At 41.1% G+C, this 25286-nt stretch carries 31 protein-coding genes; 18 read left to right on the top strand and 13 right to left on the bottom strand.

All coding sequences use genetic code 11. The features are described 5' to 3' along the window. Positions 1 to 278 precede the first annotated feature (278 nt). The 12 genes from AC5EUN_RS08670 to AC5EUN_RS08725 all read left to right on the top strand — a co-directional run bounded on the left by AC5EUN_RS08670 (position 279) and on the right by AC5EUN_RS08725 (position 5549). Positions 279 to 593 (top strand): hypothetical protein, encoded by a 315-nt coding sequence (locus AC5EUN_RS08670; RefSeq protein ID WP_493352283.1) that lies wholly within the window; start codon positions 279 to 281, stop codon positions 591 to 593. A gap of 197 nt (positions 594 to 790) precedes the next feature. Continuing rightward, the gene (locus tag AC5EUN_RS08675; protein WP_436905124.1) at positions 791 to 1219 is read left to right on the top strand and encodes a hypothetical protein; all 429 of its coding nucleotides are present in this window, start codon (positions 791 to 793) and stop codon (positions 1217 to 1219) included. Continuing rightward, positions 1219 to 1527, top strand: coding sequence for a hypothetical protein (locus AC5EUN_RS08680; protein ID WP_493352284.1), 309 nt, complete (start codon positions 1219 to 1221; stop codon positions 1525 to 1527). Before AC5EUN_RS08675 ends, AC5EUN_RS08680 begins: the two co-directional genes overlap by 1 nt. A 44-nt stretch (positions 1528 to 1571) precedes the next feature. After that, complete coding sequence (locus AC5EUN_RS08685; protein WP_058869364.1) at positions 1572 to 2246, top strand: hypothetical protein; 675 nt, start codon at positions 1572 to 1574, stop codon at positions 2244 to 2246. Between the two features lie 30 nt (positions 2247 to 2276). Next, positions 2277 to 3014, top strand: a complete 738-nt coding sequence (locus AC5EUN_RS08690) for a hypothetical protein (RefSeq protein WP_130234750.1) — start codon at positions 2277 to 2279, stop codon at positions 3012 to 3014. 12 nt (positions 3015 to 3026) lie between these two features. Beyond that, the gene (locus AC5EUN_RS08695; protein WP_279731602.1) at positions 3027 to 3704 is read left to right on the top strand and encodes a 3'-5' exonuclease; all 678 of its coding nucleotides are present in this window, start codon (positions 3027 to 3029) and stop codon (positions 3702 to 3704) included. Then, the gene (locus tag AC5EUN_RS08700) at positions 3704 to 3922 is read left to right on the top strand and encodes a hypothetical protein (RefSeq protein WP_493352285.1); all 219 of its coding nucleotides are present in this window, start codon (positions 3704 to 3706) and stop codon (positions 3920 to 3922) included. The genes AC5EUN_RS08695 and AC5EUN_RS08700 overlap by 1 nt, the downstream gene beginning before the upstream one ends. Positions 3923 to 4031: 109 nt before the next feature. Next, entirely contained in the window at positions 4032 to 4346 is a 315-nt protein-coding gene (locus AC5EUN_RS08705; protein ID WP_394999281.1) for a hypothetical protein, read from the top strand. After that, a complete protein-coding gene (locus tag AC5EUN_RS08710) occupies positions 4339 to 4566 on the top strand; it encodes a hypothetical protein (RefSeq protein ID WP_394999279.1) in 228 nt (75 codons plus the stop codon). The genes AC5EUN_RS08705 and AC5EUN_RS08710 overlap by 8 nt, the downstream gene beginning before the upstream one ends. Continuing rightward, positions 4559 to 4951, top strand: coding sequence for a hypothetical protein (locus tag AC5EUN_RS08715; RefSeq protein WP_493352286.1), 393 nt, complete (start codon positions 4559 to 4561; stop codon positions 4949 to 4951). The genes AC5EUN_RS08710 and AC5EUN_RS08715 overlap by 8 nt, the downstream gene beginning before the upstream one ends. Next, on the top strand, positions 4948 to 5265 hold the full coding sequence (locus tag AC5EUN_RS08720; protein WP_493352287.1) for a hypothetical protein: 318 nt from the start codon (positions 4948 to 4950) through the stop codon (positions 5263 to 5265). The genes AC5EUN_RS08715 and AC5EUN_RS08720 overlap by 4 nt, the downstream gene beginning before the upstream one ends. After that, a complete protein-coding gene (locus AC5EUN_RS08725) occupies positions 5265 to 5549 on the top strand; it encodes a helix-turn-helix domain-containing protein (protein ID WP_063454287.1) in 285 nt (94 codons plus the stop codon). The genes AC5EUN_RS08720 and AC5EUN_RS08725 overlap by 1 nt, the downstream gene beginning before the upstream one ends. On the opposite strand, the gene AC5EUN_RS08730 is transcribed toward AC5EUN_RS08725, so the two are convergent. Next, the gene (locus tag AC5EUN_RS08730) at positions 5546 to 6565 is read right to left on the bottom strand and encodes a tyrosine-type recombinase/integrase (RefSeq protein ID WP_493352288.1); all 1020 of its coding nucleotides are present in this window, start codon (positions 6563 to 6565) and stop codon (positions 5546 to 5548) included. The genes AC5EUN_RS08725 and AC5EUN_RS08730 overlap by 4 nt on opposite strands. 282 nt (positions 6566 to 6847) lie before the next feature. Here AC5EUN_RS08730 and tusD point away from each other — a divergent pair, with 282 nt between their 5' ends. Genes tusD through AC5EUN_RS08750 form a run of 4 tightly spaced genes read left to right on the top strand, consistent with a single transcriptional unit; the run spans position 6848 to position 8229 of the window. Further along, positions 6848 to 7216 (top strand): sulfurtransferase complex subunit TusD, encoded by a 369-nt coding sequence (tusD, locus tag AC5EUN_RS08735; protein WP_010326624.1) that lies wholly within the window; start codon positions 6848 to 6850, stop codon positions 7214 to 7216. A 44-nt stretch (positions 7217 to 7260) separates the two neighbouring features. Continuing rightward, positions 7261 to 7611 carry a hypothetical protein gene (locus tag AC5EUN_RS08740; protein ID WP_010326623.1) on the top strand — a complete coding sequence of 117 codons (351 nt, stop codon included), beginning with the start codon at positions 7261 to 7263 and terminating at the stop codon, positions 7609 to 7611. A 10-nt stretch (positions 7612 to 7621) separates the two neighbouring features. After that, the gene (locus AC5EUN_RS08745; protein ID WP_010326622.1) at positions 7622 to 7903 is read left to right on the top strand and encodes a DsrH/TusB family sulfur metabolism protein; all 282 of its coding nucleotides are present in this window, start codon (positions 7622 to 7624) and stop codon (positions 7901 to 7903) included. 14 nt (positions 7904 to 7917) lie between these two features. After that, positions 7918 to 8229 (top strand): TusE/DsrC/DsvC family sulfur relay protein, encoded by a 312-nt coding sequence (locus AC5EUN_RS08750; protein ID WP_004979945.1) that lies wholly within the window; start codon positions 7918 to 7920, stop codon positions 8227 to 8229. Between the two features lie 2 nt (positions 8230 to 8231). Here AC5EUN_RS08750 and AC5EUN_RS08755 read toward each other — a convergent pair whose 3' ends face one another. The 3 genes from AC5EUN_RS08755 to AC5EUN_RS08765 all read right to left on the bottom strand — a co-directional run bounded on the left by AC5EUN_RS08755 (position 8232) and on the right by AC5EUN_RS08765 (position 12100). Then, positions 8232 to 8720, bottom strand: coding sequence for a winged helix-turn-helix transcriptional regulator (locus tag AC5EUN_RS08755; protein WP_010326621.1), 489 nt, complete (start codon positions 8718 to 8720; stop codon positions 8232 to 8234). 133 nt (positions 8721 to 8853) lie between these two features. After that, positions 8854 to 10995, bottom strand: coding sequence for a bifunctional mannitol-1-phosphate dehydrogenase/phosphatase (gene mtlD, locus AC5EUN_RS08760; RefSeq protein WP_010326620.1), 2142 nt, complete (start codon positions 10993 to 10995; stop codon positions 8854 to 8856). 205 nt (positions 10996 to 11200) lie between these two features. Next, the gene (locus AC5EUN_RS08765) at positions 11201 to 12100 is read right to left on the bottom strand and encodes a LysR substrate-binding domain-containing protein (RefSeq protein WP_005399541.1); all 900 of its coding nucleotides are present in this window, start codon (positions 12098 to 12100) and stop codon (positions 11201 to 11203) included. A 100-nt stretch (positions 12101 to 12200) separates the two neighbouring features. Here AC5EUN_RS08765 and AC5EUN_RS08770 point away from each other — a divergent pair, with 100 nt between their 5' ends. Both AC5EUN_RS08770 and AC5EUN_RS08775 read left to right on the top strand, forming a co-directional pair. Continuing rightward, positions 12201 to 12617 carry a CidA/LrgA family protein gene (locus tag AC5EUN_RS08770; RefSeq protein ID WP_010326619.1) on the top strand — a complete coding sequence of 139 codons (417 nt, stop codon included), beginning with the start codon at positions 12201 to 12203 and terminating at the stop codon, positions 12615 to 12617. A 9-nt stretch (positions 12618 to 12626) separates the two neighbouring features. After that, a complete protein-coding gene (locus AC5EUN_RS08775; RefSeq protein ID WP_010326618.1) occupies positions 12627 to 13328 on the top strand; it encodes an LrgB family protein in 702 nt (233 codons plus the stop codon). 19 nt (positions 13329 to 13347) lie between these two features. On the opposite strand, the gene AC5EUN_RS08780 is transcribed toward AC5EUN_RS08775, so the two are convergent. The 9 genes from AC5EUN_RS08780 to ybaK form a co-directional block, all read right to left on the bottom strand. Next, positions 13348 to 14574 (bottom strand): MFS transporter, encoded by a 1227-nt coding sequence (locus tag AC5EUN_RS08780; RefSeq protein WP_010326617.1) that lies wholly within the window; start codon positions 14572 to 14574, stop codon positions 13348 to 13350. A gap of 75 nt (positions 14575 to 14649) precedes the next feature. Further along, a complete protein-coding gene (locus AC5EUN_RS08785) occupies positions 14650 to 16914 on the bottom strand; it encodes a TonB-dependent receptor (protein WP_010326616.1) in 2265 nt (754 codons plus the stop codon). A 15-nt stretch (positions 16915 to 16929) separates the two neighbouring features. Then, positions 16930 to 18189, bottom strand: a complete 1260-nt coding sequence (locus AC5EUN_RS08790) for an MFS transporter (protein ID WP_010326615.1) — start codon at positions 18187 to 18189, stop codon at positions 16930 to 16932. Further along, positions 18177 to 18557, bottom strand: a complete 381-nt coding sequence (locus AC5EUN_RS08795; protein WP_010326614.1) for a hypothetical protein — start codon at positions 18555 to 18557, stop codon at positions 18177 to 18179. Before AC5EUN_RS08795 ends, AC5EUN_RS08790 begins: the two co-directional genes overlap by 13 nt. Then, the gene (locus AC5EUN_RS08800) at positions 18554 to 19198 is read right to left on the bottom strand and encodes a GNAT family N-acetyltransferase (protein ID WP_010326613.1); all 645 of its coding nucleotides are present in this window, start codon (positions 19196 to 19198) and stop codon (positions 18554 to 18556) included. Before AC5EUN_RS08800 ends, AC5EUN_RS08795 begins: the two co-directional genes overlap by 4 nt. Positions 19199 to 19225: 27 nt before the next feature. Next, on the bottom strand, positions 19226 to 21061 hold the full coding sequence (locus AC5EUN_RS08805; RefSeq protein WP_010326612.1) for an IucA/IucC family protein: 1836 nt from the start codon (positions 21059 to 21061) through the stop codon (positions 19226 to 19228). Then, entirely contained in the window at positions 21058 to 22509 is a 1452-nt protein-coding gene (locus AC5EUN_RS08810; RefSeq protein ID WP_010326611.1) for a lysine N(6)-hydroxylase/L-ornithine N(5)-oxygenase family protein, read from the bottom strand. Before AC5EUN_RS08810 ends, AC5EUN_RS08805 begins: the two co-directional genes overlap by 4 nt. Then, positions 22502 to 24286: an IucA/IucC family protein gene (locus AC5EUN_RS08815; RefSeq protein WP_159152797.1), complete on the bottom strand. Its 1785-nt coding sequence runs from the start codon at positions 24284 to 24286 to the stop codon at positions 22502 to 22504. The genes AC5EUN_RS08810 and AC5EUN_RS08815 overlap by 8 nt, the downstream gene beginning before the upstream one ends. Positions 24287 to 24701: 415 nt before the next feature. Continuing rightward, positions 24702 to 25169, bottom strand: coding sequence for a Cys-tRNA(Pro) deacylase (ybaK, locus tag AC5EUN_RS08820; RefSeq protein ID WP_005399552.1), 468 nt, complete (start codon positions 25167 to 25169; stop codon positions 24702 to 24704). Positions 25170 to 25286 lie beyond the last annotated feature (117 nt).

Below are 25286 nucleotides of genomic sequence, written 5' to 3' on the forward strand. Positions count from 1 at the left end.
AATGCTATTGGATGATTTATTATCGTGTTTGACGATAAATTTTCACAACCTAGCCACCCCACCCCAGCGGTCGGTTTCTCTTTTCTGCAACATACCTTTGTTATCATGAACCCAAGGTCATATCGAAGGATGACCTGTAATAACAAAGCACGGCTTATCTAACCTCGCATACGCGGGGTTTTCTTTTCACTATATTTCTCTATAATCTAACTTCACATAACAATAAGTCATTCAATATGAAAAGAATAATACTTGCTTCTGTTTTCTTAGCAGTTTCTATGGCAGGCTGTCAAAAACAACCAGACTCGTCCGATCCTGCAAAGGTAAAACACGATCCTGTAACCATCAAGCAATTTGAAGAAGCAGATATCAAGATCGGAAAATTTTTAGACCAACTAGAAAGCCCAAACACATCACTTGAAGTAAGAAGACAGATCTTATGTGTTGATTACCCAAATGTGTACATTCAGCTATATGCCCCTGCTCTACTCAAGCTTTCACCAAATGACTATACACGAGACAAGCTGGATCGTGATTTAGCAATCGCGTTGGATTACTACAAAGATAAATTTAATATCCAATGTCAAAAGTAGTCTTCTAAGGCTCAACTAGCCCACCTCGTGTGGGTTTTCTTTTGTCCATCTTACCATTCACTAAATATTTCACTAATTTTATTTAGCAAATCTATTGACTAATTATTTAGTAAATACTAAATTATATCTCACAGACATTAAAAAAGCACACCGACCGTCAAATCATGTGTGCTTTTACAGAAACTGCGAGATCAATTATGAACAAAACCTTAACCCCTTTCAATACCATCAAGATATCACTTGGTGTAGCTGCTGTAACAATAGGCGTGCTTAGCTGTGGGTTTAAGACCTCACCGCAAGCTGCTCAACCTATCGTTGCCAACGTAGCCCCTTCCGAATATCAACTCCTTGCATTACGTATGACTGGTGAAAACCACGGCGAAGCAATTATTCGTTTAGATGGTTTCCGCGTTACTGCACGTTTTGAAGTTGAAGCATTTGAAGACAGCTACGGCGTACCAGGTAGTGAATTCACTGCAGTAGACGTAACCAGCCTTGATGAAGTGACCGTTTCAGATGCTCTAGGCAATCCATACAACGACTTCACAAACCACATCGACCATCAGAACTTCAATGCCCTCATCAAAGGCTATATCGAAAAACATCGTTTAGTGGAGGCAGGCTAATGACTACTTCTACTCAAAAGTTTTCTGAGTTCATCAGCCAAGATGACGAAGGCAACATTCGTATGCGTCTAGGCCATTCAACCTACTTTGAAAAAGGTCGCCATATTTATGTGGTCAACAAGGATGGTACCGAACTGCAAATCACGCTTGAGGTTCATGCAGCCAAGCCTTGGATCCGTGAAAACTTTGAACGTGAACGAGCTTTCCAGCGTAAGAAGAACTTAGCAATCGCCCTACAACGCACACATATTCCACTTCGTGAACGGCGTGAGTACAAGCGTCGCGCAGGTTGGGTTGGTGCTCGATAGCAACCAATCCTCCCCTTTAAATAATGAATAGTGAGTAATGAATAATGAGTATTGCAACTTTAATCCTTGGCCAGTCTGGTACTGGCAAATCTACAAGCCTAAGAAACTTGGACCCGCGAAATGTGTTGTTAATTCAGGTAATCAAAAAGCCATTGCCGTTTCGTTCGCCTAATTGGAAATACATCACACCTGAAAACAAGCAGGGTTCAATTTTGGTCTCTGATAACCCTCAATTCATCATTAATGTAATTAATGGATCTAAGCGCCCAATCATTATTATTGATGACTTTCAGTATGTTATGGCGAATGAGTTCATGCGTCGCAGTTCTGAAAAGAGCTTTGATAAGTTCACCGAGATCGGCCGCAATGCATGGGATGTGTTCAACGCAGCAATTAATGCCCATGACCATAAGCGCGTATACCTTTTAAGTCATACCGAAGAAGACGCTCAGGGTAAAACCAAGATCAAAACTATTGGGAAAATGCTAGACGAGAAAATCACTCTTGAGGGCATGGTAACCACTTGCCTTCAGACTGCGGTGATTAACGGTCAATACGTATTCCAGACTAAAAACAATGGCAATTCGACTGTTAAGTCCCCTGATGGCTTGTTTGAAACTGACCATATTGAAAACGATTTAAACCATGTGGATGTGGCGATTTGCGAATTCTATGGCATCCCAAACCCTCAAATTCAAACACAAGACCAATCTGCTTAATAACCTAAATTTAAACTTGGAGTAATTTTCATGAATCAGCAATACAAACAATTTGGCTTTAACCCTGACTCAGCAAAGCAAGCAGATAGCAGTCTACGTATTGAAGAAGCTGGTAAATATGTTGGTGTGATTAAGCATATGGAATTTATCACAGCGAAATCAGGTACAACTGGTTTTGAAATTGAATTTGAAACAGACAATAAAGAATCTGCTTCATTTTCTATTTGGACCGAGAAAAAAGACGGTACTCCATTGGGTGGAGTTCACAAAATTAATGCACTGCTTGCTTGTGTTGGTGCTCGTGGTCTAACACCAACAAATGCACCTTTAGAGAAATATGACTTTGACGCTAAAGAGCGTATTACTAAAAATTGTGTAGTAGCCCCTGAAGTGGCTAACCAGCGTATTGGTTTTCTTCTGCAGCGTGAAAACTACCAAAATGACAACGGTGAATGGAAACACCAGATGAATTTCTTCTCTTGTTTTCACGCTCAAAGTGAGTTGATGGCCAAGGAAATTATTGAACGTAAAACTACACCTGAAGCACTACCAAAATCACTTGCTTCGCTTATGTCTAACCCTATCACGACACGTAAGCCTAAAAACAACAATGGTGGTGGCTACCAACAAAATAATGGTGGTGGTTATGGTGGAAGTAACCAGGGTTTTAACCAGAACAATGGTTACAACCAAGGAGGGTTTGATGGTTATTACGATGATGTGCCACCAGTGTTAGGTGCCAACCAGCAAGATGATTTTCCGTACTGAGGTTAATTGGCTATGAATGCATTGATTTTAGACACTGAAACTCACGACTTGAATGGTTACCCAATTGAGATTGCTTACGCACCTTGCTCTTTTGAGCAAGGGGTGTTGGTAATCAACCAAGGGGAAGTTTTTGATGAGTACTTCTCATGCCCTGAGCCTATCGCTCTGGGTGCTTTAGCAACGCACCACATTCTTGAAACTGATATTGCTGAAAAGCCAAGCTTTGACACATTCAAGATGCCTCAAGGTGTTCAATATCTGATTGGTCACAATATTGATTATGACATTAAGGCTATTCAGAAATGCCAGCCAGACTTCACTGTCAAAGGAATTTGCACATTGGCTTTATGTCGCATGGTATGGCCTGAATTGCCACACACATTAAGCGCAATGTACTACCACGTTATGGATGATTTGGAGCTTGCACGTAAACACCTTCGACATGCCCACAACGCTAAAGCAGACATCTATTTCACTGGTGTAATTCTAAAAACATTAGTAGAGCAGCTAGGCATTAAAGACATGAATTCACTTTTCATCATGTCAGAAAGTGCCCGTATACCGAAGTACATAACTTTTGGAAAGCATAAAGGTGCTGCCATTAAAGACCTTGATCCAAGTTATGTAACTTGGTTACTACGTCAAGATGACTTAGATCCTTACCTACGTAAAGCAATTGAGGTGGCGTGATGGCTAAGTACATCGAAACAGAGCTTGGTACTGAAAAGCAGTGCATTACCTGTGGTGACTACTACCCTGCAACAAAGCAATTTTTCTTTGGCACTGGTCGCAAGAAAAAAGATGGTTCGCCTTGTTTAGATGCCAACTGCAAGGCTTGCTACAAGGAACGGTTTAAACCGCAGATTCAGCGTTGTTATGACGTAGCGCATAGATATGGGGTGGCGTGATAGGTATTCGCAATACTTAAAGCGCGATAAATAAATATTTCGAGCAATTATTTGCGCAATTTCAACCATAAATCAGGGTTTTGCGCAGATGTTTGCTCAGGAGAGTGTGATGGAAATTCAGAAAGAAAAAATTAAACAGGAATTTTGGAACTGGGCAAAGGTTGAAAATCCAAGAGTGGTTGAAGATGCTGAACTTGGTGATGTTTATGCAATTCAAACTCTAGATCACATGTTTATGGGTTTTGCAGCAGCCAAAACCCAAGCGGTGCCGGAAGGGTTTGTTTTGGTGCCGAAAGAGCCAACACCAAAAATGATCGATGCGACATGGGATTATGATGGTGAAATTCAGGAAATGAGCCATAACACTCGTAATGAGTTTATCTACAAAGCCATGATCGAAGCACGGGAGCCAGTCAATGACTGAAAAAATATATCACTTTGATGTACCGGTTTCCGGTCGTGAGACTTTTAGTGTAAGAGCATCAAGCTACGAAGAAGCTGTCACCAAGATTAATAATGGGGACTTTGAGGTAGAGCCTGAAACTATAGATATCGAGTGGGATTTCGGCCTAGGCCACAGTGCTGAAGAATATCTCCCTAGGGCCTACACATTGCAATCGATTAAGGATGAAGCCAATGACTGAAATTCAACAAACAAACATTACTGTGGCTAACTTCATCATTGGTGAGTTGCACAAGGACAAGCCTTTTACCATGTCTCTTGATTTCGATCAGACTGTTGCATTGGGTGAGGTCTTGTCTGAATCTCACCATTTGCATAGCAATTGTATTAATACGTTAGCGGTTGAGGCGCGAGTTCATGTAATCAGCAATAAGGGCTTAAAGTTCCCTATTACTGATAAAAACTATGACGCTATCTATAACGTACTGGCAAGTTATATTACAGCACATGAGAAGCCGAAAAACTGCATAGACGAATTTATTAAAAGTGGTGAATTTGATAAGGCTTTTCGGGATGTGTTTGGGTTGCCGATTGGCGTGGTAAAGGCTTTGGGAGAGGTTTCATGAATCTAATTGAGCAGTTGGGCGGGTATGATGAAGCTAAAAGAATACTTCGCATGGCTATGATTAAGAGTGATTATGATGGGGGTATTCTAGCTAAAACACTTCTCGAATACCGCCGCCAGCACAATATTTTTGAAAGAAATGACTATGTAGTAAATAAAGATATTAAGTATTCGGATGAATTAAACATTGTATCTGCCTCAAATGATAAGGCTTTATGGTTCTTTGGAAAGATTTATGGTGGTTTTGTTAAATCTCAATTCAGACACGCAACCGATGCAGAAATAAAAGCAGGTAAAAGATTGGAGGTGAAGTGATGGGATTATCAAAATATACAATCACGGTTGAGGCTGACTCTCCACCACAAGTCATGCTTGGACAGAACATTGGTGGTGGCATTGTCAAAGAACTGAAAGAAGTTGAGATGGAATTAGTATCTGCTGCGAAATTAGCGGAAAAGTATAATCTATCAACGACAACCATTCGTGAGCGCCTTGCATCTATTAATCAAGGCACACAAGGCAAATGCTTGTATAACCCTCGCCTAGCGCACGGCATACTCACAACAAAAAATAAAAGAGGCAGACCGAGAGCTAATTAGCTCTCACTGTCATTGAACATTTCAACTAGATCCTGAGCGTCTGGATTGTAGTAAGTGTTAATTAATATCCCAATTGTCTTATGCCCGGTGATCTTTGCTAAAACCTCAACTGGTAATTTCCGAACCTTAACCATTCTTGTGATTGCTTCATGTCGTGAATCGTGAAAATTGATGTGAGGTAGATTCGCTCTTTTTTTAGCTCTCACCCACGTTGCACAACATATATCTTTGTCGATTGGTACCAGAACATTGCTATCCAAAGGTAATAATGAAAGCAGACGCTTTGCTTCTTTCGATAACGGTACGTTTCGAGACTCGCCATTTTTAGTCATTGGTAGATGCACAAAACCATCTCTCAAGTCTGATCTGCGCATTGCCAGTATTTCACCTTGTCGCATTGCTGTTTCAAGAGCAAATAGAAATGCCCATGCCACATAGTGCTTTGACTTCTCAGGTGTGGATGCACCATCCCAATCCAGCGCTTTAAGCAATACTTCTTGCTGTTCAGGCATAATCCGTTGATTTCGTGATTTTTCCTTACTTGGCATCGGCACAGTTTGCCAAACATTCGACTCAATTAAAAAAAGCTCTTTCAAGGCATAAGTGAAAACAGCCGAATAGATAGCATGCTCATTTCTTAAAGTTGAGACTTTGACTTCTTTTTTCCGTTTATTTCGCCACTCAACAATATCGCTGGGTTTAAAATCGTAAATAGACTTATCAGCAACATTAGGTGCAATGCGATCGAGGTTTTTAATCTTGAGCATAATTGTTCTAGCAGATCGCATGTGTCTGCCATGCTCTTGATAGTACTTATCGCATAATTGACGAAATGGGTATGCTGGCTTTATTCCTTGTTCTAAATCAGCCTTACCTGTTTTAAGCTCTAGCAGCTTGATTGATGCCCAGTGCTCGCACTCTTTTGCTGTATCTCTAGTCACTGAGTATCGCTGCTTGTCAAAAGTAACAGTGATACGCCAAGTTGACCCACGTTGTATTGGTTTCGGAAGCTTCATTTTTCTTGGTGCAGATTTGGTGCAGATTGCCTTTTATTCTATCGAGAATGTAGCAAAAGGAAAGAAAATACGGGGTATTTTGTGCAGATAAAAAATGGATTTTTGTTCTTTGATATTTAAATCAATTCAATAACACATTGTTTTTAAATACTTATTTTTAGTATATTTTTAATATTCGATGCGAAATTTTATAGATACCACCTAAAATCATTGTATACTACCTTTTTATTATGAAGTCCGAATGTACCAAGCAAGATTTGGACATTCCTCTAGTGAAGTTTGATGAGTACTTTATTACTAATTACCTCCGCACCGAGTTCAATTCATGCATGGCATGCTCTAGGTTTAGCGCAAGCACTGCATGGGAAAAATGAACCCTTTCGAGTGTTTTTCTACCAAGATGCTGTTCAAGTTGCCAATGCCCTGCAATGGGTACCTGACGACCAACGGAATCTATGTTCTGAGTGGCAAAAACTCGCAATTCGCCTACCCGTTTGTGTAAGTGCAGCTTTGGCCCGAGGAATTACCGATGCCGAAAATGCACAGCGTCATCAGTTAGCACAGCATAATCTTGCTACAGGTTTTGACTTGGTAGGCCTAGGGGAACTGGCCGATGCCGTTCAATCTGCAGAGCGCTTAATTCAATTCTAAGTGCTAAGTTTTCAAGAATTTGTTGCTTTTAAAAGGTATATTGTGTGAAATCTGTACTGGTTATTTTAACCCAAGCCAATTTGAACTCTTTGCAAGTGCATGAAAGCCTGTCTGCAACCATGGTTCTTGCAACTTTTGGCTGTGAAGTCAAAGTCTTATTACAAGATGCTGCACTCAGCTTATTAAACAATGCTCAATCATTTGAACCCTTAAAACATGCTTTTAAACTGGCTTCAAACATGGTTGATAGCTTTGAGTTTTATGACTTAAGCCCAATTTGGATTGAAACCAAGAATCAAGCTTCTGCTTTTGTTCAACAAACCGAGCAAGAAATAGAATGTGTTGAACTCAATGCCAATTTAATACAGCAGTTTGACCATGTATTGTATTGGTAAGGAAACAATTATGAGCAAAACACTTTATCTCGTGCAGTCTCCATTTTCCGCGACGGAACAAGTGCTGAGTAAATTACAAAACCTCTATCAATCAGGGGATGATGTGGTTTTAATGGGTGATGCAGCCCTGTATATACAACATACTTTTATTCAGCAGCTAGCTTGTGTATTTGTGCTTGAACAGGATGCTGAAAATATTGCTGCTATCCATTCGAGTAACCTAGAAACCATCAGCTATGTTCGGTTTGCTGAGCTATGCTTAAGCCATAGTCGTTGTATCAATTTAAAATAATTTTGAGTGTTTAGATGAATTTAGAATTAGACCAAGATGGTCATTTGGTTGATTACACCATTTGGAATCAAGAGGTTGCAAAAGAGCTAGCAAAATCTTTAGAGCTTGAATTGACTGATTGGCACTTTGAAATCCTCATGGCAGTGCGTCAGTTTTACCAACAGTTTGGACACTCACCTGCAACACGTCCGCTGATTAAGTTTTTAATGAAAACAGTCAGTGCAGACATCAATAATGCCATACTGCAAGAAAAGTTTAATACTGGGCTTGTAGCGCGCCATCTGAGTCGTTTGGCAGGCGTGCCAAAACCTGCAAACTGTTTATAAACTTAAGCTTGTTTAACGTCTGATTGAGCAGCTAAAGCATCGACATAAACCTGTGTCGGTATCGCTTTGATGTCTTTGGAATGTATGGCATCACCACATTCGTTACAAACCAAATATGGCTGAATGCTATGCCCGCAGGTTTTATGGATAAATTGCACGGGACGACCTAAGCCCTCGTCCATCCATTGATCGGCCCATGTTGCCATGGACATCAGCACAGGGTATAAAGCCAAACCTTTTTCAGTCAAACAATATTCAAAGCGCTCTTGACGATCTGTATAGGGTCTTTTCTCCAAAATATCATGTTCAACCAAACGCTTTAAACGCTCAGAAAGCACATGACGAGTGACACCCAAATTTTGTTGAAAACTTTCAAAACGGCGTGCACCCAAGAATGCATTTCGTAAAATCAACATCGTCCACCGATCGCCAATCACCGACAGCGTTCGTGCAATTGAACACGGTTGTTCTCCGATCTCATCCCATTTCATTGTAAAAAACCAAGTCTCTCTTAGGTCTAACGTTAAAAGATTTAAGACCATAAGAAAAGCCCTTTTTACCCAGCTTTTCTTATGTTGTTTTCACATTTTAGTCGGCTCAAAGACATCTGAACGTCATGAAGACTTAAGCACAGCTCATTTCAGCCTTTTGAGGTTGGTCATGGATCATAAAGTCTTCCATTCCCAGCTCACCTTTTTGATATTCATTGAGACGTTTTTGAATGACATAATACAGCGCCTTTTTGTGTGCTTTTGACAGGTTCATCTGTTGAAGTTGCTGCTTCAGATGCCCTAACAATACATCCACAGGCTGGCTCTCTTCTTCCATCAAATACAGATAGCCAAAAATCGCACCACTTAATAGCGCTTCAAAAGAAAATCCGTTTGAAACATTGTACGCGACCGATGAAAATACACGTTCAAATGCACTCAACTTACGCAGTGGATCACGCCCAACCCGACTACATGGGTCTTTATAGGCATACTGGCAAGATTGATCAAAACTTCGGGCTAAACGCGTTAAATCATTTTTGCGTTTTGGCAGATAGTGCGCCAGACCTTGCGTCACTTCTGCAAGCAGTTTTTCAACATAATACTGCACTCGCGGATCGCCCATCGCTACACCAATGGTCTGATGCCCGAGTAGGCTGGCATACCACGCAGTCATGGCATGTACGCCATTCCATAAGCGGTTTTTAATAAGTTGAATATCTGAAATTTGATCTACCAAGATCATTTGACGCATTTTACTGAGTAAGGGACTTTTGTTTTCCACATAGATTGGCATATCCATTTCAGCATTGAAAAGAATTAAATCCATATGCTGTAAAATATGACTCGGTTGGAAATTTTGTCTTAAATCTTCTACATATTCACTGGCACGGCGTTCTTGATCTACGCTGAGTTTACTGACATCTTCAACTTCAATTTGATTACTCTCGTCATCAAGTTGATATTGCTTAAAAATATTGTATTTAATGCACAGTTGACGATATAGATTTTTATCGCTCAGCTTAGATACCATACGGTTCACAACCGTATCGCAGAAATAGTGCTGCTCTAAAATAAAATCAGCAACAGCATGGTCTGTTAATTCTACCAAGGCTTTACGTACCTGCTCTAGAACCAACTGCTTGGCACCAATTTTATTTAAGATAATTAACAGCGTCAGTGGAGTTTGAACTTGCTCATCTTGCGCCAGATAGCGTGCATAGAGGCCCTGTGCAATGGTTGCAGCTTCACTGGCTAATGCATTTTCAGCTAAACAAATCGCAATTAAACTCGACTCGACGTACATGGCATGCATCTGCTGTAAGTCTTCAGCATCAATAATATGCATATTTTCAATACGCTCATCATAAGACACTTGCCCATAACGTATGCAATATGCGCCAAAAGCATTTACGGCTGAACGGTATAAACTGTTACGTGTAGACGCATAGATTTTTTTAGGACGCGTATAGCCATCCCAATGCGACAGGATTTGTGCAATATAGCCTCCGCCAATGGCACCAAACCCATGAATCCCCACAGTTAGTTGATTTAAAGTTTGAGGAAAGCTTTCTTGTAAATTAGGCATTTCCAGATGTGAGCTGTAGATATCTAATTCTGTTAGATAGTCATACATATTTTCAAAATAATAATTGGCATGTGCCAACATGCTTGCATTGGGTTCTTTAATATCTTTAAACAGTACACAGATGCCCCCAGCATCATGTGCCGAGCGGATACCATTTTCAGAGTCTTCAAACATGAAACACTGCGCAGGTTCGAGGTTCAGTTTTTGCGCTGCACTTAAAAAAATTTCAGGATGTGGTTTCCCCTTTTCAACCTCATCACCACAGACCAAAACATCAAAAAACTTATAAACATTGGCATTGATTAAATACTCTTCAGCAATCGCTCTTCGGCTAGAAGTCGCCACGGCCATACGTAATCCTGCTTTACGTAAGCGTTCTAGAACTTGTACCAAACCTTTTTTAATCGGCACACCATATTGGCGCACTGTTTCTAATTCTAATTCATCTGCTCGCTTACGAATCTCTGCATAGGGAACTTCCTGTCCATATTGCTTTTGCGCCAAGGCTTCCGCACTTCGAGCGCTTAAGCCTAAACATGCCATAAGGTAGGCATCTGAAAACTCGACCCCAATTAGCTCTTTGGATGCCTGTTTCAAGGTTTGAAACCGTAAACGTTCGGTATCAAACATTGTTCCATCCATGTCAAAAAGCGCACCGTGCACAATATCATTCTTAAATTTAAACATTTAGCCTCCGTTTTTATGTTTGCACTTAGACTATACAAAAATCGGGCACAGAGACTTTGATCTGATTTTATGAAACATTTTTGTTTAATTATTGATCAATAAATTGGCATTTAGGCATTTTTTTGTAAGCATAAGGTAATCTTAGGTAATCAGAACGTAATCAAAGTGATCATTTTTTAATAAAGCGTGTTTGAAGATGAAATATCTAAAAATGAATTTGATCTTTATATTCATCAATGATCGATAACCATGCACGTGTTGCAGGATTCATCACCACGGTTGAATTCCATGCCATATTTAAGTTCCACCGCAAGCTTGGTTGTTCCACTAGACTGACGCTGAATTTTGCGCGATCTAACTGCTCACAATAAATTTGCGGCAATAAAGCAATACCGACACCTGACTCGACCATTTTGGCAATAAAGTCCCACTGGCTACTTTTGCATAACACTTTGGGTTCAAAACCAGCCGCCATCGCCGCATCTAGAATCACATGGTTTAAAGTAAAGGTGTCTGCATACAGTAAAAATGACTCTTCTTTAAGTTCAGCAAACTGTACCACATCGCGCTTTCTCCACTGTGAATCGTAGTTGGAAAGCAAACACAACGGTGAATCGATAATTTGAATGCCTTGAATGCTGGGTTTTAACTCGCCCAATAAAATCCCAACGTCAATTTTTTTGGCCAAAATGGCTTCTTCAATGCCTGTTGCACCGACTTCTAAAAAGTTCAACTCAATGTTGGGATACAATTTGTGAAATTTAACAATTAAGGAACTCAACAATACTGAGCCTAAAGGTGGCAACCCCAATCTCAGCACACCTTGTTTCAACCCACGAATTTGATCTGCTGCTTCAAAGATCTGTTGCTCCTGCTGCAAAATCTGCACGGCATGTAGATAAACTTGTTCTCCCATATAGGTCAGTTTGACTTCTCGCTTGCGCCCTGCTTCACCTTTATGAAATAGAGGCAGTCCTATCTCGTCTTCTAATTGTTTTAAAGATTTACTAATAGTGGGTTGAGTCACAGATAGTTCCTCCGCAGCAAGACTAAAACTGTGACTTTTCACCAGCTGCACAAATATTTTTAGCGCTTTAAAATCCAAAATTATTCCAATTAAGCATAATTATTATTTTATTATTCATAATTACAAGATCAGGTCAAACTTAAAATAACACCAACAACTTATACCCTGTGGTCTTCCAATGCTTTCGTTCAAATTGCCTTATCGTTCTACTCTTCAAGTAGCTTTGCTGATTGGGATTTGGTATATCGGAACGCTGATACAAGTCGCCCTGTCTTTACCGATATCAGGTGGGGTCGTGGGTCTAACGCTTTTACTTATTTCTCTGTTAGCGGGTCTATTTAAGCTGGACTGGGTTAAGTCGGGTTCGGATTTACTTTTAGCTGAACTGTTGTTGTTTTTTATTCCTTGTATTATTGGCTTAATCAAATATAAACATCTTTTTCTTACCCAAGGTTGGCAACTGGTTTTATCTATTGTCCTTGGGACCATTTGCGTGATGACCTGCACTGCCTACTGTGTTTTCTTGGGCTTTAAGCTTGAAGCCAAGTTTCAAAAAAAGTCCAAGCAGTCACATCAGCTGAAAAGTCAAATTTAAGGAACGATCATGCATATTCATTTCGTTGCCTTGATCTGTTTTATCGGAACGGTACTGGCCTATCTTTGGGGTAAAAAGTTTTATCAGAAACACCCGTATGTATTGCTCTCACCAGCGATTTTTATTCCCTGTCTGATTATTTTGTGTCTAGTGTTTTTCAACATTCAGTATGACAACTATATGTACTACAGCAAATGGTTAGTCTGGATGTTAGGCCCTGCAACGGTCGCGTTTGCCATTCCGATTTATGAATATCGCAAAGTCATTCAACAGCATGCTTTTTCAATTGCTTTAGGCATAATCGTGGGTATGTTGGTTGGTGTAGTCAGCTCTTTTTACTTGGCACGTTTATTCCATTTCGATGCTGCAACCAGTTATAGTTTGATGAGCCGCTCTATCTCTACCCCTTTTGCCATGGAGGTCACTCAAGCCGTCGGAGGCTCAGTCGAGCTGGTGATTTTATTCACTGTGATTACGGGGATCGTTGGTGGACTCTTGGCCAACACCGTATTACTTGTTCTAAAATTGGATTCTAAATTTGCTCAAGGTGCGTCATTAGGTAGTGCCGCACATGGTTTTGGTACCAGTACTGCGTTCAGACGTCATAAAGAAGAAGGTGTCGCGGCCTGTCTCAGTATGGTTTTGGCAGGTATTTTCATGGTGCTGTTTGGCCCAAGTTTAATTCACGCTGTCGTTTATCTTCTTGGTTAAACACCATCAATAAAGGATCTCATGCCACACTACTGAGATCCTTGTTGGCTTGTATGTGTTTAAAGCTAAAGTACAGCATCAGCCCCGTCATCAACGCCAATAGAAAATAATAGGGTAAATGTTGATTCCATTGATATAAGCCTGTACTTAGTAAAGGTGCAAAAACGAAACTCAGTGCTTGCGTAGCTGTGCATAAACTGGCAATTTTAGTTTGTAGCGTGGCTGGTGCGGTTTGGGCTGCCCCTGTGGTAAAAGCTGGAATTAAACAGGCCACGGCGATGCCGTAAAAAACATAAGCCGCTTGGAAAGTCCAAATCTGACCAGCACTCAGTGAAAGTAATAAACCTAAAACCATCGTCACAAGACCGATCCAAAGTAATTGTTTAATTGACCATTTAAACCATTTTGAAATCGCCAGTTGCATCAAAACGAGCGCTATCCCCACAATCAATGAACACTGAGAAAAATACACTGCACTCTGATACGTGTCGAAATGGAATCGATCTTGGATATAAAAACCAGCAGTTAAATTCAGGGTGACAATCGCGACATATAAGCTAAAACCCAGCAATAACCAAATCCCTAACTTTGACCATTGCAGCTTTTCTGTAGACACGTCTTGTAATTTAGCTGTGGTTTCGTCCCATTCTTGTGTCTGTGATGCTTGCTTTCCTTGAAAGCCTAGTACAATCCAAGCAGCCATACTCGTTAGAATAGCCACTGCGCCCCATAACGGTGTCAACATGCTCCATGTCAGCAATAATGTCGTCGCTAAAGGACCTATCACCACGCCTAAACTGTTCAGCGCGCCAAACTTCGCCATATTCTGGCTACGTTCCTGTTCACTGTGAAAAGCCGTCATGACATAACTTTGCAGCGCAATTTGTGGCATCGCCATAAAAAAGCCAGTACTGGCACGGGTCAATATCAATAAACTAAACAAAGCAGCAAATGAAATGGCATAACTCAGCCCATAACTGAGTACCGCCGCAAATAAGCCCCAAGTGATCGCCATACCGATAAAACCGATACTTAACAATTGATAAATGCTGATTTTTTGAGTTTGTTTAGAAATATAAATAGCTGAGATGGCCATCACCAAAGCACCAGCCGAAACCAACGCTCCACCTTGCAGTTCCGTCAAGCCCAGTTGCCGAATAAACGGCGCAAGTAAAGGTAAAATCATCGAAAAACAAGCGCCATTGGCAAGGCTGCCTGCAATAAAGATTTTGTTATTGCTATTCATTTTATTATTTAAACCATTTCTTAAGGCGAGATTACAAAGCAAAGAGGTAGCTGAAAGCTACCTCTGGTTGTGCAATTAGTATTTTAATGTGTAGCTCAAACCATAGGTTCGACCTTGAGCAGGTAAGCTTGAAATAGCACCATAAACTGACTCCACCGCTTGACTATAGACTGATTTGTAGTCCGTATTCCAAACGTTATATACACCAAATCCGACCGTACCTGGGCCTGCTTTGGCATTGGCTATGACGTCCATTGTTGCGAAACCTTTGATTTCAGCAGGAACCGTTGAACCGTACTTTACAGCATCTTTTTTGGCTTTATCAGTACCACCGATAGCAAGTGCTTGAACACGCAGGCTCATATCGTTGTTAAACTGCCACTCAGAAAATGCTGTACCTTTCAGTGGTGCAACACGGATTGCATCTAGCTCTTGCCACTTTCCTGCGGTATTTTTAAATTGTCCGCGGGTATAAGCCATGGTTCCACCCACTGTCCAATTTGGCTGTAGTCGATATGACAGATTTCCTTCAACACCATAAACGCGCTCATCGGTATCTAGGACTTCAATCGTGTAGTTGGGACGGCCAAATTTTAAACTTTTATCTGAGTCATTATAGAAAGTGGTGACACTCGCATTTAAACCGTTTGCAGCTTGTACACGCCATCCCAGCTCATAGTTATTGACTTTAATTGGATCAATAGTTTGACTATTCACAGTAAAACTTGCGGGTACATCACGAAGCATACGTTGAATATCAGGTAAATTGGATCCTTGAGAAAAGTTTGCAAACATTTGTTGAGCATCTGTTAAGTGATAAACCGCGCCCAAATTAAATAATGTCGCATCATGCTTTACCTTACCGCCATTTAAAGTTTTGGCTTGGTAGCCTGGCTGCAAGTCCGCTGTAATTGCCTCCATATACGGCGTCGATTCCTCTACTTGGCTTTCTACACGCTCATAACGTACCCCTGCTTTTAAACCTAAACGATCCGTTACATCAAAGTCCGTTTGCACAAAAGTACCCAACTTTTCTGTTTCTACATCAGGTCCAAAAGCATAATAATTAAAAGGTTTATAATTTAGACCGTTGCTGGCAACAAATACAGCACTATCATACATTTGAATATTTTGTTCATCTTGTTCATTTTCATAATCAATGCCGTAGCTGAGTCCCAAATTGCGACCATTTAAATCAAACTGTTTCTGCAAAGCAACACGCGCACCGTACACATCAATATCTGTTTCCGATTGATAAACGAGGTATAAACCGCCACCCATTGCTTGAGCTGAAGGAAACCAACGCGCCTGTTCGTTACGATAATACGCTTCGGCATTTAAGGTATGACCCAATACATTTTGATTTTCATATTGTGTATTAAATGCATAGCGTTCAGTTTGAGGTTGAGTCTCAAGTTGCATGCCTTTAACTGCAGCAAGGCTGGCTGTATAGGTCGGGTCTCGTTTTACATAAGCTAAATCTGGACCATAGTCAGGTCCATACTCACTGTCTTGTTCATCATTAAAATATTGTGCACCAAAACTTAAACTTTGTTCATCTGAAATATTCCACGTCAAACGACCATTGAGGTCCAATGTGTCCGTATCTTGACGGTCAGTCTGCGCAACCTCAGGTCCTATGCGGTTGCCATGGCTATCCTGAATTTCACCGCGTGTGGTATAACTTGCACCGAAGGCTCCTTGCAATGCCCCTTGATTAAATAAGACACTTTGTGATGCTTCATAAGCCATAGCATCAGCTTTAAAGTTATTACCCGCCGTCACCCCAACTTTAGTTTCAAAGCTAATTGGGTCTTGACCACCACGTTTAGTAATAATATTAATAATCCCGCCTGTTGCTCCAGAGCCATAAATACTGGTCGCCCCTGAAACCACCTCAATACGTTCAATCATAGACGGTTGAATGCTATTTAATTGGCGTGAACCATCGCGATAACCCGTTTGTGGCACACCATCAATCATGTATTGCACCACACGACCGCGCATGGTCATGCCATAGTTTGATGTTGTTCCACTACTCGGTGTAAGGGATGGAACCAGTGTTCCCAAAATATCGGCAATGCTCTTGCCAGCATTGGCCTGTTTCTCAATTTCAGCTTGATCGATGCTATAAACAGTGCCTGCAATGTCCGCAATACTCTTTGCAGAGCGGGTTGCTGTCATCACAATCGGTGCAAGTTGTGTGGTTTCTTTTTGTTGGGCTTCAACACCGCTTGTCTGACTTGCTGAATTTGTTAGAACGTTATCTTGAGCATATAACTGTGTACATACAGCCAGTGTTAAACAAGTCAACTGCATAGGTAACATAAAACGGTTCATTTCTTTTTCCTTTTATTAAACTTCTTGATTCAACAGTTTTTGTTGAGTTTTTTGATGACGTGTAATGATGTATTGGCTCAGTAGTACACTGACTACAGACGCAACCGCCAACACCACATAAAAATTGCCATAGCCAAGTGCTTTGGCTAAAAAGCCCGATGCGGCTCCCCCGATGAAATAAACCAGTAGCTCAAAGCACACTAAAATGGTGAAATCAGTGCCTGCCTGTTCTTTGGAACTGCTTTGCATGAAATAGGCATATAACGAAGTCATCGCGACATAACGAATCGCAAGCATGACAATGACAAATCCCCCCAAGAGCAGATGCCACTGGTTTAACCAACCCAAAATAATGGCTGCGCCAATCGCCCCATACAATGCTGTTCGGCACCACCCCGCCCAAATGAGCAACTGTGTAGCCTGAATTTTTTTCAATAAAAATGCGGCACTCACAGCCGCCAACAAACCAACACCTGCTCCAATCACAGACATCAGCACCCCAATTTGGGCAAGCGTCCATTTCTGGTCAATCAGCATTGGATTGAGCATCGCCATTGCAGGTGCTTCAACCACGCGATAACACAGGATCAGTGCCAAGGCAGATAGAATCTCTGGTCGTTTAAAAGCACGGATTAAGCTTGGGGCTTGTTTAGCGATATTCGTCTGTTCGTTTGCATTTTCTTGAATATAAAAAACAGCAAACATCGTTAAAGCGGTCATGAGTGCTAAACACACCAATGCGCTTTCCCAACCGTAATATTGATATAGCCATAATGTCGCTGCACCACCCAACATACTCCCCAAAGCGACCCCTATACTCTGAGCCATACTGCCTAGACGATATTCAGACGCTGAAAAGGTTTCTACGGTATAACCATCTATGGCAATGTCTTGGGTCGCCGCAAAGCTTGAAATCCACAAGCCAATCACAACAAACACCGCGAGGCCATAAGAGAACTGGGTAAATGCCAAGGCCAATACCCCAAGTACCAGTGCTACTTGTGTAAAGAGCAACCATGTTTTTCTTTTACCTAACTTTTTGATATAGAGTCGGTCAATGAGTGGTGCCCATAAAAACTTAAACGCCCATGGAATATAAAGCAGCGACAGCATTCCAATCCAACGTAAATCTACTCCCTGATGTCGCAAAATAGCGGGCAATGCCACATTGTAAAAATACAAAGGCAAGGCATGTGCCAGATATAAAACAATGACAACGGCTAAGCTCAAAGCTGAGATTTGGCGTGTTGCTCTTTGTGTATTTAGGTTGTGCATATCCACCTCTGCACTGCCCATTGCAGTGCATCAGAATGATCAAGTGTGACGTAGTAAGGCACCCGCCATGCAGCATGCAGTGAAGGTGTATTCAGTCGTTGTTGATCGGTTGGGTCTTGTGCAATTCGAACCAAACCCAAGCAGTATTGAAAAAAAAGTTGTTTGTATTTTTTGTACCAAACAGCTTGCAGTTGACGGTATTCTTCAGGAAATTCCGTCCCGACTTCGGTTTGCATGACCAAAACAAAGTTCTGTTTTTTTAAGAAAAAACGTTCGACTTGACTGAGCCATTGTTCAAATTCGGCGACAGTGACATGCGCTGAAAAGCGCATATCCATGATTTGTATATGTTCTGAGCTATAGCTCATGTAAGTTCCTCAGTCCTATTGAGTGGGTTATGGTTTTGCATAAATGCATTTGAATCAGTTAAATACCCTCCAAATTTTTCATAGAATTTTTGTTTAAAGCAGTAATACAACATGGCCGTTTTTTCAGGCATCGGGATTAAGCGCTGCGCCTCATAGCACATTTCTTCGACCACTGCTGCATAGGGTTTAACCGTATGGTCAGGCTCCCCGACAATTTTGTCGGAAGGTGCATTTTCAAAAATATAAAAACCTAATAGCCTCATTACTGGACGCAAATAGCCTTTACCAAAAGCCGACTTTTCACCAAACAGTAAGTGCCACCCGAGGTCTAAATCATCACCATCGTAATAACGTCCTAGACGGTCACGCTTGCCTTCATAGATTTCGGTATAGCCCACATCCTGTCCATCCACACCTACGATCAACAAACGGTGATGGTCATCGGCCAGCATTTTTTCAAAATACACCGCGAGATCAATTTCAGACTTATTCAGCTGCCACTGTGGAATAACATGAGGCTCATGCATCCATTTATGTAACAGTACTAAGTCCTGCGGATACTGTACTTGGCGCAAGTAAAATTGCGTCTCATTCTCATAGTATTCGTAAAAATTGGGAAGTTGTTGTGAAAGTGTTTTCATGTGGAAGCCTGCTAATTTTTTGGTTTTTTATGATGCGATACGCTTTGTCGTTGTATCGTCAGTTGACTTGGATACCTGCTCTGACCATCGTTTTAAGGTTTCAGGGCTGACAGGATTGGCAATTGGATCTAAAAATACAGGGACAGGACGTTCTGCTTCGTCGTTATAACTGGTGGTAAATAGACGCACTCGGTTTAAACAAATTTTTTCAAATTCGGCTCTAAACATGGCAAATTTTTCAATGCGTTCTGCCAACTCTGGATGCGCCTGATGAAAAGCATCAATGACCGATGAAATGCTTTGCCAAAATTCAACTTCGCTATGCTCAGGATAGTCTTGTAGAAATACATTACAGATATAACGGTAATGCACCATAAACAGCCCAGTGAAAATAAAATGGCTGAGTTCATGCGCAGGATGACGCAGTAAAATTTGTCCTTCGATCGGTAAACTGGCCAATTCTGGAAAGTCCTCATCAACCAAATTGACATCATCAATAAAGTCTTTCAGCACCATTTTCTGCGGTACGCCATTGGCATGAATGAGCATGGTGTTTTCCCCATGTGGAGAAAAAGCCAAGCCATATTTGTACAAGCAGATTAAGAGTGGAGTAACAGATACTTCGGCAAAGCGTTTTAACCACTGTAATGGACTCAAACCCGACGCCTGAATCAACACAGCTAATATTGACTGGCCATTGATATCTCGATGTAATAAAGCCGCTTGAGAAAGTGCCTGTTCACCTGTTCCAATCACTGGATCTACACTTTCACGCCACAAACATCCAAACAGTTCTTTAAACTGATACGGCGCACCTTCAATCTGATCAAAACATGGCTGATGAATAGTCAAAGTTGCCACTTCACCTAAGAATGCAACGCCTGACTGTTTTAAGTCTGGATCTTGAGATTGAATCTGCTTTAACCAAGCTGTGACGGCCGGAGCTGCTAAGTTTCGTTTAGACGGCAACCCACGATACACCGCAGTATTGAAGATACTGACAGGTAATTTGACATAATGACGCTCAGGCTGACTGATATTGCAAAGCGTACGAATCGACTGCATAGGTACATAGTCATCTTGGCCAACGCCTAATTCAATAATGCGCTGATCCACGATTTCATTGGCATAAGTTGGCACTAACCATTGATGCCACTGCCATGCATGTACTGGAATAAGGAAATAGTCACGACAAGAGCAGCCTCTTTCATGTAACTGTTGTTCAAAGCTCTCTAACTCTTCTGCATCCAACTCATATTGATAAAGTCTCCCCGCTTGCCACTCCTCGGTAGAACGGAACTCTGCCAAATCACGATGCACCGCGAGCCACAGCACTTTGACCGTTGGCGAAAGTTCAGGAGCGGCACTTAAGTAGTCGTCATAACCAAAACCCATACGACCTTTGCTCATAATCAACCACGGATGACCACGGAGCATACCTTCAATTTCATGATGCGATGCCGTCAATGCCGCTTCACTGCTTAAACGACGTTCATCAAATAAATGCGCCTCAGCTAACCATGTATTGTTCATTTCTTTGATGAGATATGCCTTGGTAAAAGGCTTAACTTCGGTTTGATTTGAAAACGCGCGAATGAAAGTGTGTAAATTCCATGCAGGCAAGTCTTCAACCACGCTCAACTCACGTACTGAACCCTCCTCAATCTGCCAATGTCCCAATAAATAGTTTTGTGCTTTAAAAGTATAGGTTTGATCATCCAACGTCAGCTGGTAACGATTGTCCTTTAAATGGGTTACTTGAATAATTTCTTCATATAAAAATTCAGCAATCGCCATTTCAATTAAGCGCTGTCCTGCCAAACGCCACTGTTTCTGATTCACTTGAAGTTGTGCAAAGCTCATATTATTTTCTCGAATGTATAAGGCTTCATAGAGGGATGTGACCCTGTTTGTATTTTGCGCTGCTCAATATTTTTTGATTTAGAACTCGATGGTGCTAAAGCTGCTGTTCGTGTAGTGGATGTGTCATGCTGCACATACATTTCGGGGTTCTGCTCAGCTCTGAAATGTTGAAATGTCTGTTCATTACTTCCTATTTCATAGAGCTGATAACCCAGTAGTTGATTGGCAATGGTCGCAGCACGAAAAGCGCCTAAGCCTAAATCCGGTGTGCCTACGCCATGACTGTGCATTTCTTGGTTTTGCACATAAATTTCACCCATTGCTGTATGCTGCAATCGATAGTCTTGGCTCACTTTCCACCGCCCCGCTTGATCTGTTGAAATCAAGGGTTTTAAGTATTTAAAAAATGAAAACTCAGGGCTGTAATAACCTGTAGATGCCACCACAAAATCAACATCCATATAAAAACGTTGCTCAGTTACGGTATGTTCAAGGCTCAAGCGAATCTGCTGACTTTCCACTAACTCAGCATCAAGCAACTGGATTTGTGCATGCAAATGTGTTGCTTGTATAGCAGAGGCAATACTACGGTGGTAAAGTTTTTGGTAAATCTCACGTATGGTTTTGGCACTAATGCCTTTGTACAGCAAGCCTTGATCTTTCAACTGCGCTGCTTTTTGTGTTTCTGAGAGTCTATAAAAATGTTGGGTATAGTTCGGACTAAAATGTTCCAAGCCCAATGGTGCATATTCCATCGGGAAAAAACCATTGGAACGCGTCAGCCAATGCAACTTGAAGTCAGCTGCTGGTACACCATCATGTTGATACTGCTGATCGAACAAATCTAAAAAGACTTCAGCCGAAGACTGTCCTGAGCCTAAGACGACAACATTGCCTTTGAGCTTGCCTTTTTTATGGGTTAAGTACTCTGCTGAATGAATACATTTTTCAGGGACTTGTTGTTGTAACTTACGCAGACATTCAGGCAAATAAGGCTGGCTGCCCGAACCAATCACCAAGTTTCGACACAAGTAACGAATAAAACGGCCGCCTTGCTCAACCACCACCTCAAAACCTTCGTTCTTGGCATAAATGGCCTTGACCGTCGATTGATACTGTATATGGCCCAGTTGATCTGCCACCCACTGGCAATAATGGTTGTATTCACGGCGCGGAATATGAGGCTGCTCAAGGAAGTAGAACTTATATAAGCGCTGCTGTGATTTTAGGTAATTCAAAAAACTCAACGGACTGGTCGGATCAACCATCGACACCAAATCCGCCATGAATGGGACTTGCAAGACCGTATTGGGCAGTTGCATACCTGCATGCCAGTCAAACTGCGCTTTTTTTTCAAAAAACAGATAGTGCAATTCTGTCTTTTCATGCAACAAACTGGCTAGGCTTAAGTTAAATGGTCCAAGACCAATCGCAATAAAATCAAGCATAGAGGGCATCCTCTTGTTTGATATATAGCGGATTGGCTAACTGAATATAGACAGACTGATTTTCAACGGGTGCAATCAATTCATCCAGTTCATATAAACGGGTCAGTAAGTTACCCTTATAAGGCAGCGTTGGTTGATACAACAGACTTTGAATCAAACTACTGTCTGGGTATTGCTTCAAAAGGTCAAAGAGGTGTTGCTGTAAAACAGACAGTAAATCTTGCTCACTGACAAAACCTGTTGCACCGATGGCATTGATGATGCCAAACAAGGTATTGCCAAAGAAATAATAACTAAAACGTTCATCGACAAAAGTCTTGGAGCCTACTGCATGGGCTTTATCATGCAGTTCTGGAAATTGTTGTAAAATTTCATCTGCGAGTTCTTCGATATAATAAAAACCTTGATTGTCCCGGAGCCATAGCCACTGTGGCCAGCCATCTTTCAATTCAACCAAGACATTTTGCTGATGTGACTCAAAGGCCATACCATAACGATGGTAGACGTACATGAGTGGGCTCAGACTAATGTTTAAAAAGGTCTTAAACCAATCATGTGCGATTTTCGCCTTATCCTCCAACTTTTGTTGAAAAGCAATCTGATCAAATAATGCATTAAAACGATTACGTTCTTCTACGGGATGGTCCTGACACAATGAAGCAATACACGTGACTTGCTGTGCAGGAATAAAAGGCTGATCACGCACAATACAAATCGTTTCATCGATGATTTCACCATCCAACTGAAGAGCAATCCATGCAGGATCATTGACCGCTTTTAGAGTTGGACATTGTTTTAAAATACTTTGCCCTAACTCACTGTGCCAAAGTCGATGGGTCATTTCTCCTCGGTGACATTCTTTTGCTAAATTGACGCGAATAGAGTTGGTAATCATCACTGAAAGCGAAGGTTTCAGCATCCACGGCGCGTTAAGACTCGCCAAAGTACGTACAGAAGTGGTTGGTGAAAATATCCATGCTTTTTCGCCCAAATCGATGATTTTCAGTTTAGCCTTTAAACTTTTAAACCATGCTTTACTTTGTAAATAGCGGGCTTGCCATGGATGCAGTGGTAAAAGCTTGTAATGTGCATATGCAGCTAAAGTCTCAAGTTCCGATTCAGACAAATGCCATTTGATTTCTTGTTTAAGTTGTATCGAAAAAGCCTGCTCAAGCGCAGTTCCTTCTGCAATATATTCCGGTGCCACCAGCCAATAATGCAGCTGGGTCTGACCACAAGCTTCTGGTGAATATTTTTGCCAGTCCTCATGGACAAAACCTGTTCGGCTTTTCGGTGCAGGATGCATGCTATGACCTAAAATCAAAGCCTGTTCAGACTCTATGAAACCTTGCTCAACCTGTACGAGCGCATCAAAATCTTCTGCCCGAATATTTAAAAACTGTTGTAATGCATCACGACTTTGAATCCAACGCTCAACCAAAGATGCAGCATCGACACGGCCTTCGGATTGTTGCACTAACTCTTCTAGTAGCAAACTGACCATGGCTGCTGCGCTAAAGTTAAGCTTTTGGCCTTTTTGAAAAATTTGCGGTAAAGCCGCAATACGATGTCGCCCAACACGACTGACATAGCTTAACGGAACAAAAAGCTGTGCTTGGATTAAACTAAGCGGCAAAGATAACAGCGTCAAACCTTGGCTAAACGCGAGTTGAGTTGAATTTTGTTGATACTTCTCAAACAAGCTTGCCTTGCCTGTTTCTTGTGAGTATGCATTGACAAGATGCTGCATCGCCAAGCGATTGGCTAGCTCTTTCATCTGACCATTTCCTCTTTTTAAAGCTTATTCCAAGCTCATTTCATGTAATTATGTTTCTTAAAGGTGTTCACGTTGGCCAACGCTGCAAAAGCATGTTAATGGTAATTATTATCATTTATATTTGCAATTTTGTTTATTTTTGAAAACATACGCACTACACCAACATATATTATTGTTTTTTAATACTTTTAAAAATTTAATCAGTTTTTCTAATAAAGCCTATATAAAATTACACCATAGCTTTAAATGATAGTTTATGAATTTATAATTGATTCGAACTATAAAATTTCCCTATATTTCATAAGGAAAAGCCCATTCAGGTGACTGAATGGGCTTTCATTTGTGCTCAAATTAATACTAAAAAGAACTCAAGACTAAATTAATATAGATAAAGCAGCTAAGACGCCACTGCTCTTTATTCATCCAGTACATCTGCAAAAGTGGCTGAAAGCACTTTTGCTAAATCCTGCGGTTTTAAACCGATATCTAAGCCGCGCTTCCCCCCACTGACATAGAGTTTTTCCAACTGTACTGCGCTTTGGTCAATCACGGTTTTTAACCTTTTTTTCTGTCCAACAGGACTAATCCCACCGACCAAATAACCTGTCAGTCGTTCTGCATCTTTAGGGTCGGACATTTTTAGTTTTTTTGCCCCCACTGCCTGTGCAACTTTTTTTAAATTTAACTGATGATGTACAGGAAGAATCGCAACAAAATAGTTTTTTTCGTCGGTCACCAACAGTGTTTTAAACACCTCTTCGACACGTAGATTTAATTTTTCCGCGGCTTCAAGCCCAAAACTTTTTGCATTGGCATCATGTTCATATTCATGAATAGAAAAATCGATTTTATTGGCTTTTAAAAGTTTGGTTGCAGGTGTCATTTCTGTTCAATATTTTCACTACATACTCGGCATTATATGCCTATTCAAAAAGAAAGTTTAGCAGTACGACTATCATGATCATCGAACTTACAGGCACTCAACGAATCAATGAATGTA

It is taken from the genome of Acinetobacter sp. CAU_H_S170_2, assembly GCF_058890445.1.

Excerpts from the sequence above, each read along its gene's own strand:
- AC5EUN_RS08670 (WP_493352283.1), top strand. The coding sequence starts at position 279 with ATGGCAGGCTGTCAAAAACAACCAGACTCGTCCGATCCTGCAAAGGTA.
- AC5EUN_RS08675 (WP_436905124.1), top strand. The coding sequence starts at position 791 with ATGAACAAAACCTTAACCCCTTTCAATACCATCAAGATATCACTTGGT.
- AC5EUN_RS08680 (WP_493352284.1), top strand. The coding sequence starts at position 1,219 with ATGACTACTTCTACTCAAAAGTTTTCTGAGTTCATCAGCCAAGATGAC.
- AC5EUN_RS08685 (WP_058869364.1), top strand. The coding sequence starts at position 1,572 with ATGAGTATTGCAACTTTAATCCTTGGCCAGTCTGGTACTGGCAAATCT.
- AC5EUN_RS08690 (WP_130234750.1), top strand. The coding sequence starts at position 2,277 with ATGAATCAGCAATACAAACAATTTGGCTTTAACCCTGACTCAGCAAAG.
- AC5EUN_RS08695 (WP_279731602.1), top strand. The coding sequence starts at position 3,027 with ATGAATGCATTGATTTTAGACACTGAAACTCACGACTTGAATGGTTAC.
- AC5EUN_RS08700 (WP_493352285.1), top strand. The coding sequence starts at position 3,704 with ATGGCTAAGTACATCGAAACAGAGCTTGGTACTGAAAAGCAGTGCATT.
- AC5EUN_RS08705 (WP_394999281.1), top strand. The coding sequence starts at position 4,032 with ATGGAAATTCAGAAAGAAAAAATTAAACAGGAATTTTGGAACTGGGCA.
- AC5EUN_RS08710 (WP_394999279.1), top strand. The coding sequence starts at position 4,339 with ATGACTGAAAAAATATATCACTTTGATGTACCGGTTTCCGGTCGTGAG.
- AC5EUN_RS08715 (WP_493352286.1), top strand. The coding sequence starts at position 4,559 with ATGACTGAAATTCAACAAACAAACATTACTGTGGCTAACTTCATCATT.
- AC5EUN_RS08720 (WP_493352287.1), top strand. The coding sequence starts at position 4,948 with ATGAATCTAATTGAGCAGTTGGGCGGGTATGATGAAGCTAAAAGAATA.
- AC5EUN_RS08725 (WP_063454287.1), top strand. The coding sequence starts at position 5,265 with ATGGGATTATCAAAATATACAATCACGGTTGAGGCTGACTCTCCACCA.
- AC5EUN_RS08730 (WP_493352288.1), bottom strand. The coding sequence starts at position 6,565 with ATGAAGCTTCCGAAACCAATACAACGTGGGTCAACTTGGCGTATCACT.
- tusD (WP_010326624.1), top strand. The coding sequence starts at position 6,848 with ATGAGTACTTTATTACTAATTACCTCCGCACCGAGTTCAATTCATGCA.
- AC5EUN_RS08745 (WP_010326622.1), top strand. The coding sequence starts at position 7,622 with ATGAGCAAAACACTTTATCTCGTGCAGTCTCCATTTTCCGCGACGGAA.
- AC5EUN_RS08750 (WP_004979945.1), top strand. The coding sequence starts at position 7,918 with ATGAATTTAGAATTAGACCAAGATGGTCATTTGGTTGATTACACCATT.
- AC5EUN_RS08755 (WP_010326621.1), bottom strand. The coding sequence starts at position 8,720 with ATGAAATGGGATGAGATCGGAGAACAACCGTGTTCAATTGCACGAACG.
- mtlD (WP_010326620.1), bottom strand. The coding sequence starts at position 10,995 with ATGTTTAAATTTAAGAATGATATTGTGCACGGTGCGCTTTTTGACATG.
- AC5EUN_RS08770 (WP_010326619.1), top strand. The coding sequence starts at position 12,201 with ATGCTTTCGTTCAAATTGCCTTATCGTTCTACTCTTCAAGTAGCTTTG.
- AC5EUN_RS08775 (WP_010326618.1), top strand. The coding sequence starts at position 12,627 with ATGCATATTCATTTCGTTGCCTTGATCTGTTTTATCGGAACGGTACTG.
- AC5EUN_RS08780 (WP_010326617.1), bottom strand. The coding sequence starts at position 14,574 with ATGAATAGCAATAACAAAATCTTTATTGCAGGCAGCCTTGCCAATGGC.
- AC5EUN_RS08785 (WP_010326616.1), bottom strand. The coding sequence starts at position 16,914 with ATGAACCGTTTTATGTTACCTATGCAGTTGACTTGTTTAACACTGGCT.
- AC5EUN_RS08790 (WP_010326615.1), bottom strand. The coding sequence starts at position 18,189 with ATGCACAACCTAAATACACAAAGAGCAACACGCCAAATCTCAGCTTTG.
- AC5EUN_RS08795 (WP_010326614.1), bottom strand. The coding sequence starts at position 18,557 with ATGAGCTATAGCTCAGAACATATACAAATCATGGATATGCGCTTTTCA.
- AC5EUN_RS08800 (WP_010326613.1), bottom strand. The coding sequence starts at position 19,198 with ATGAAAACACTTTCACAACAACTTCCCAATTTTTACGAATACTATGAG.
- AC5EUN_RS08805 (WP_010326612.1), bottom strand. The coding sequence starts at position 21,061 with ATGAGCTTTGCACAACTTCAAGTGAATCAGAAACAGTGGCGTTTGGCA.
- AC5EUN_RS08810 (WP_010326611.1), bottom strand. The coding sequence starts at position 22,509 with ATGCTTGATTTTATTGCGATTGGTCTTGGACCATTTAACTTAAGCCTA.
- AC5EUN_RS08815 (WP_159152797.1), bottom strand. The coding sequence starts at position 24,286 with ATGAAAGAGCTAGCCAATCGCTTGGCGATGCAGCATCTTGTCAATGCA.
- ybaK (WP_005399552.1), bottom strand. The coding sequence starts at position 25,169 with ATGACACCTGCAACCAAACTTTTAAAAGCCAATAAAATCGATTTTTCT.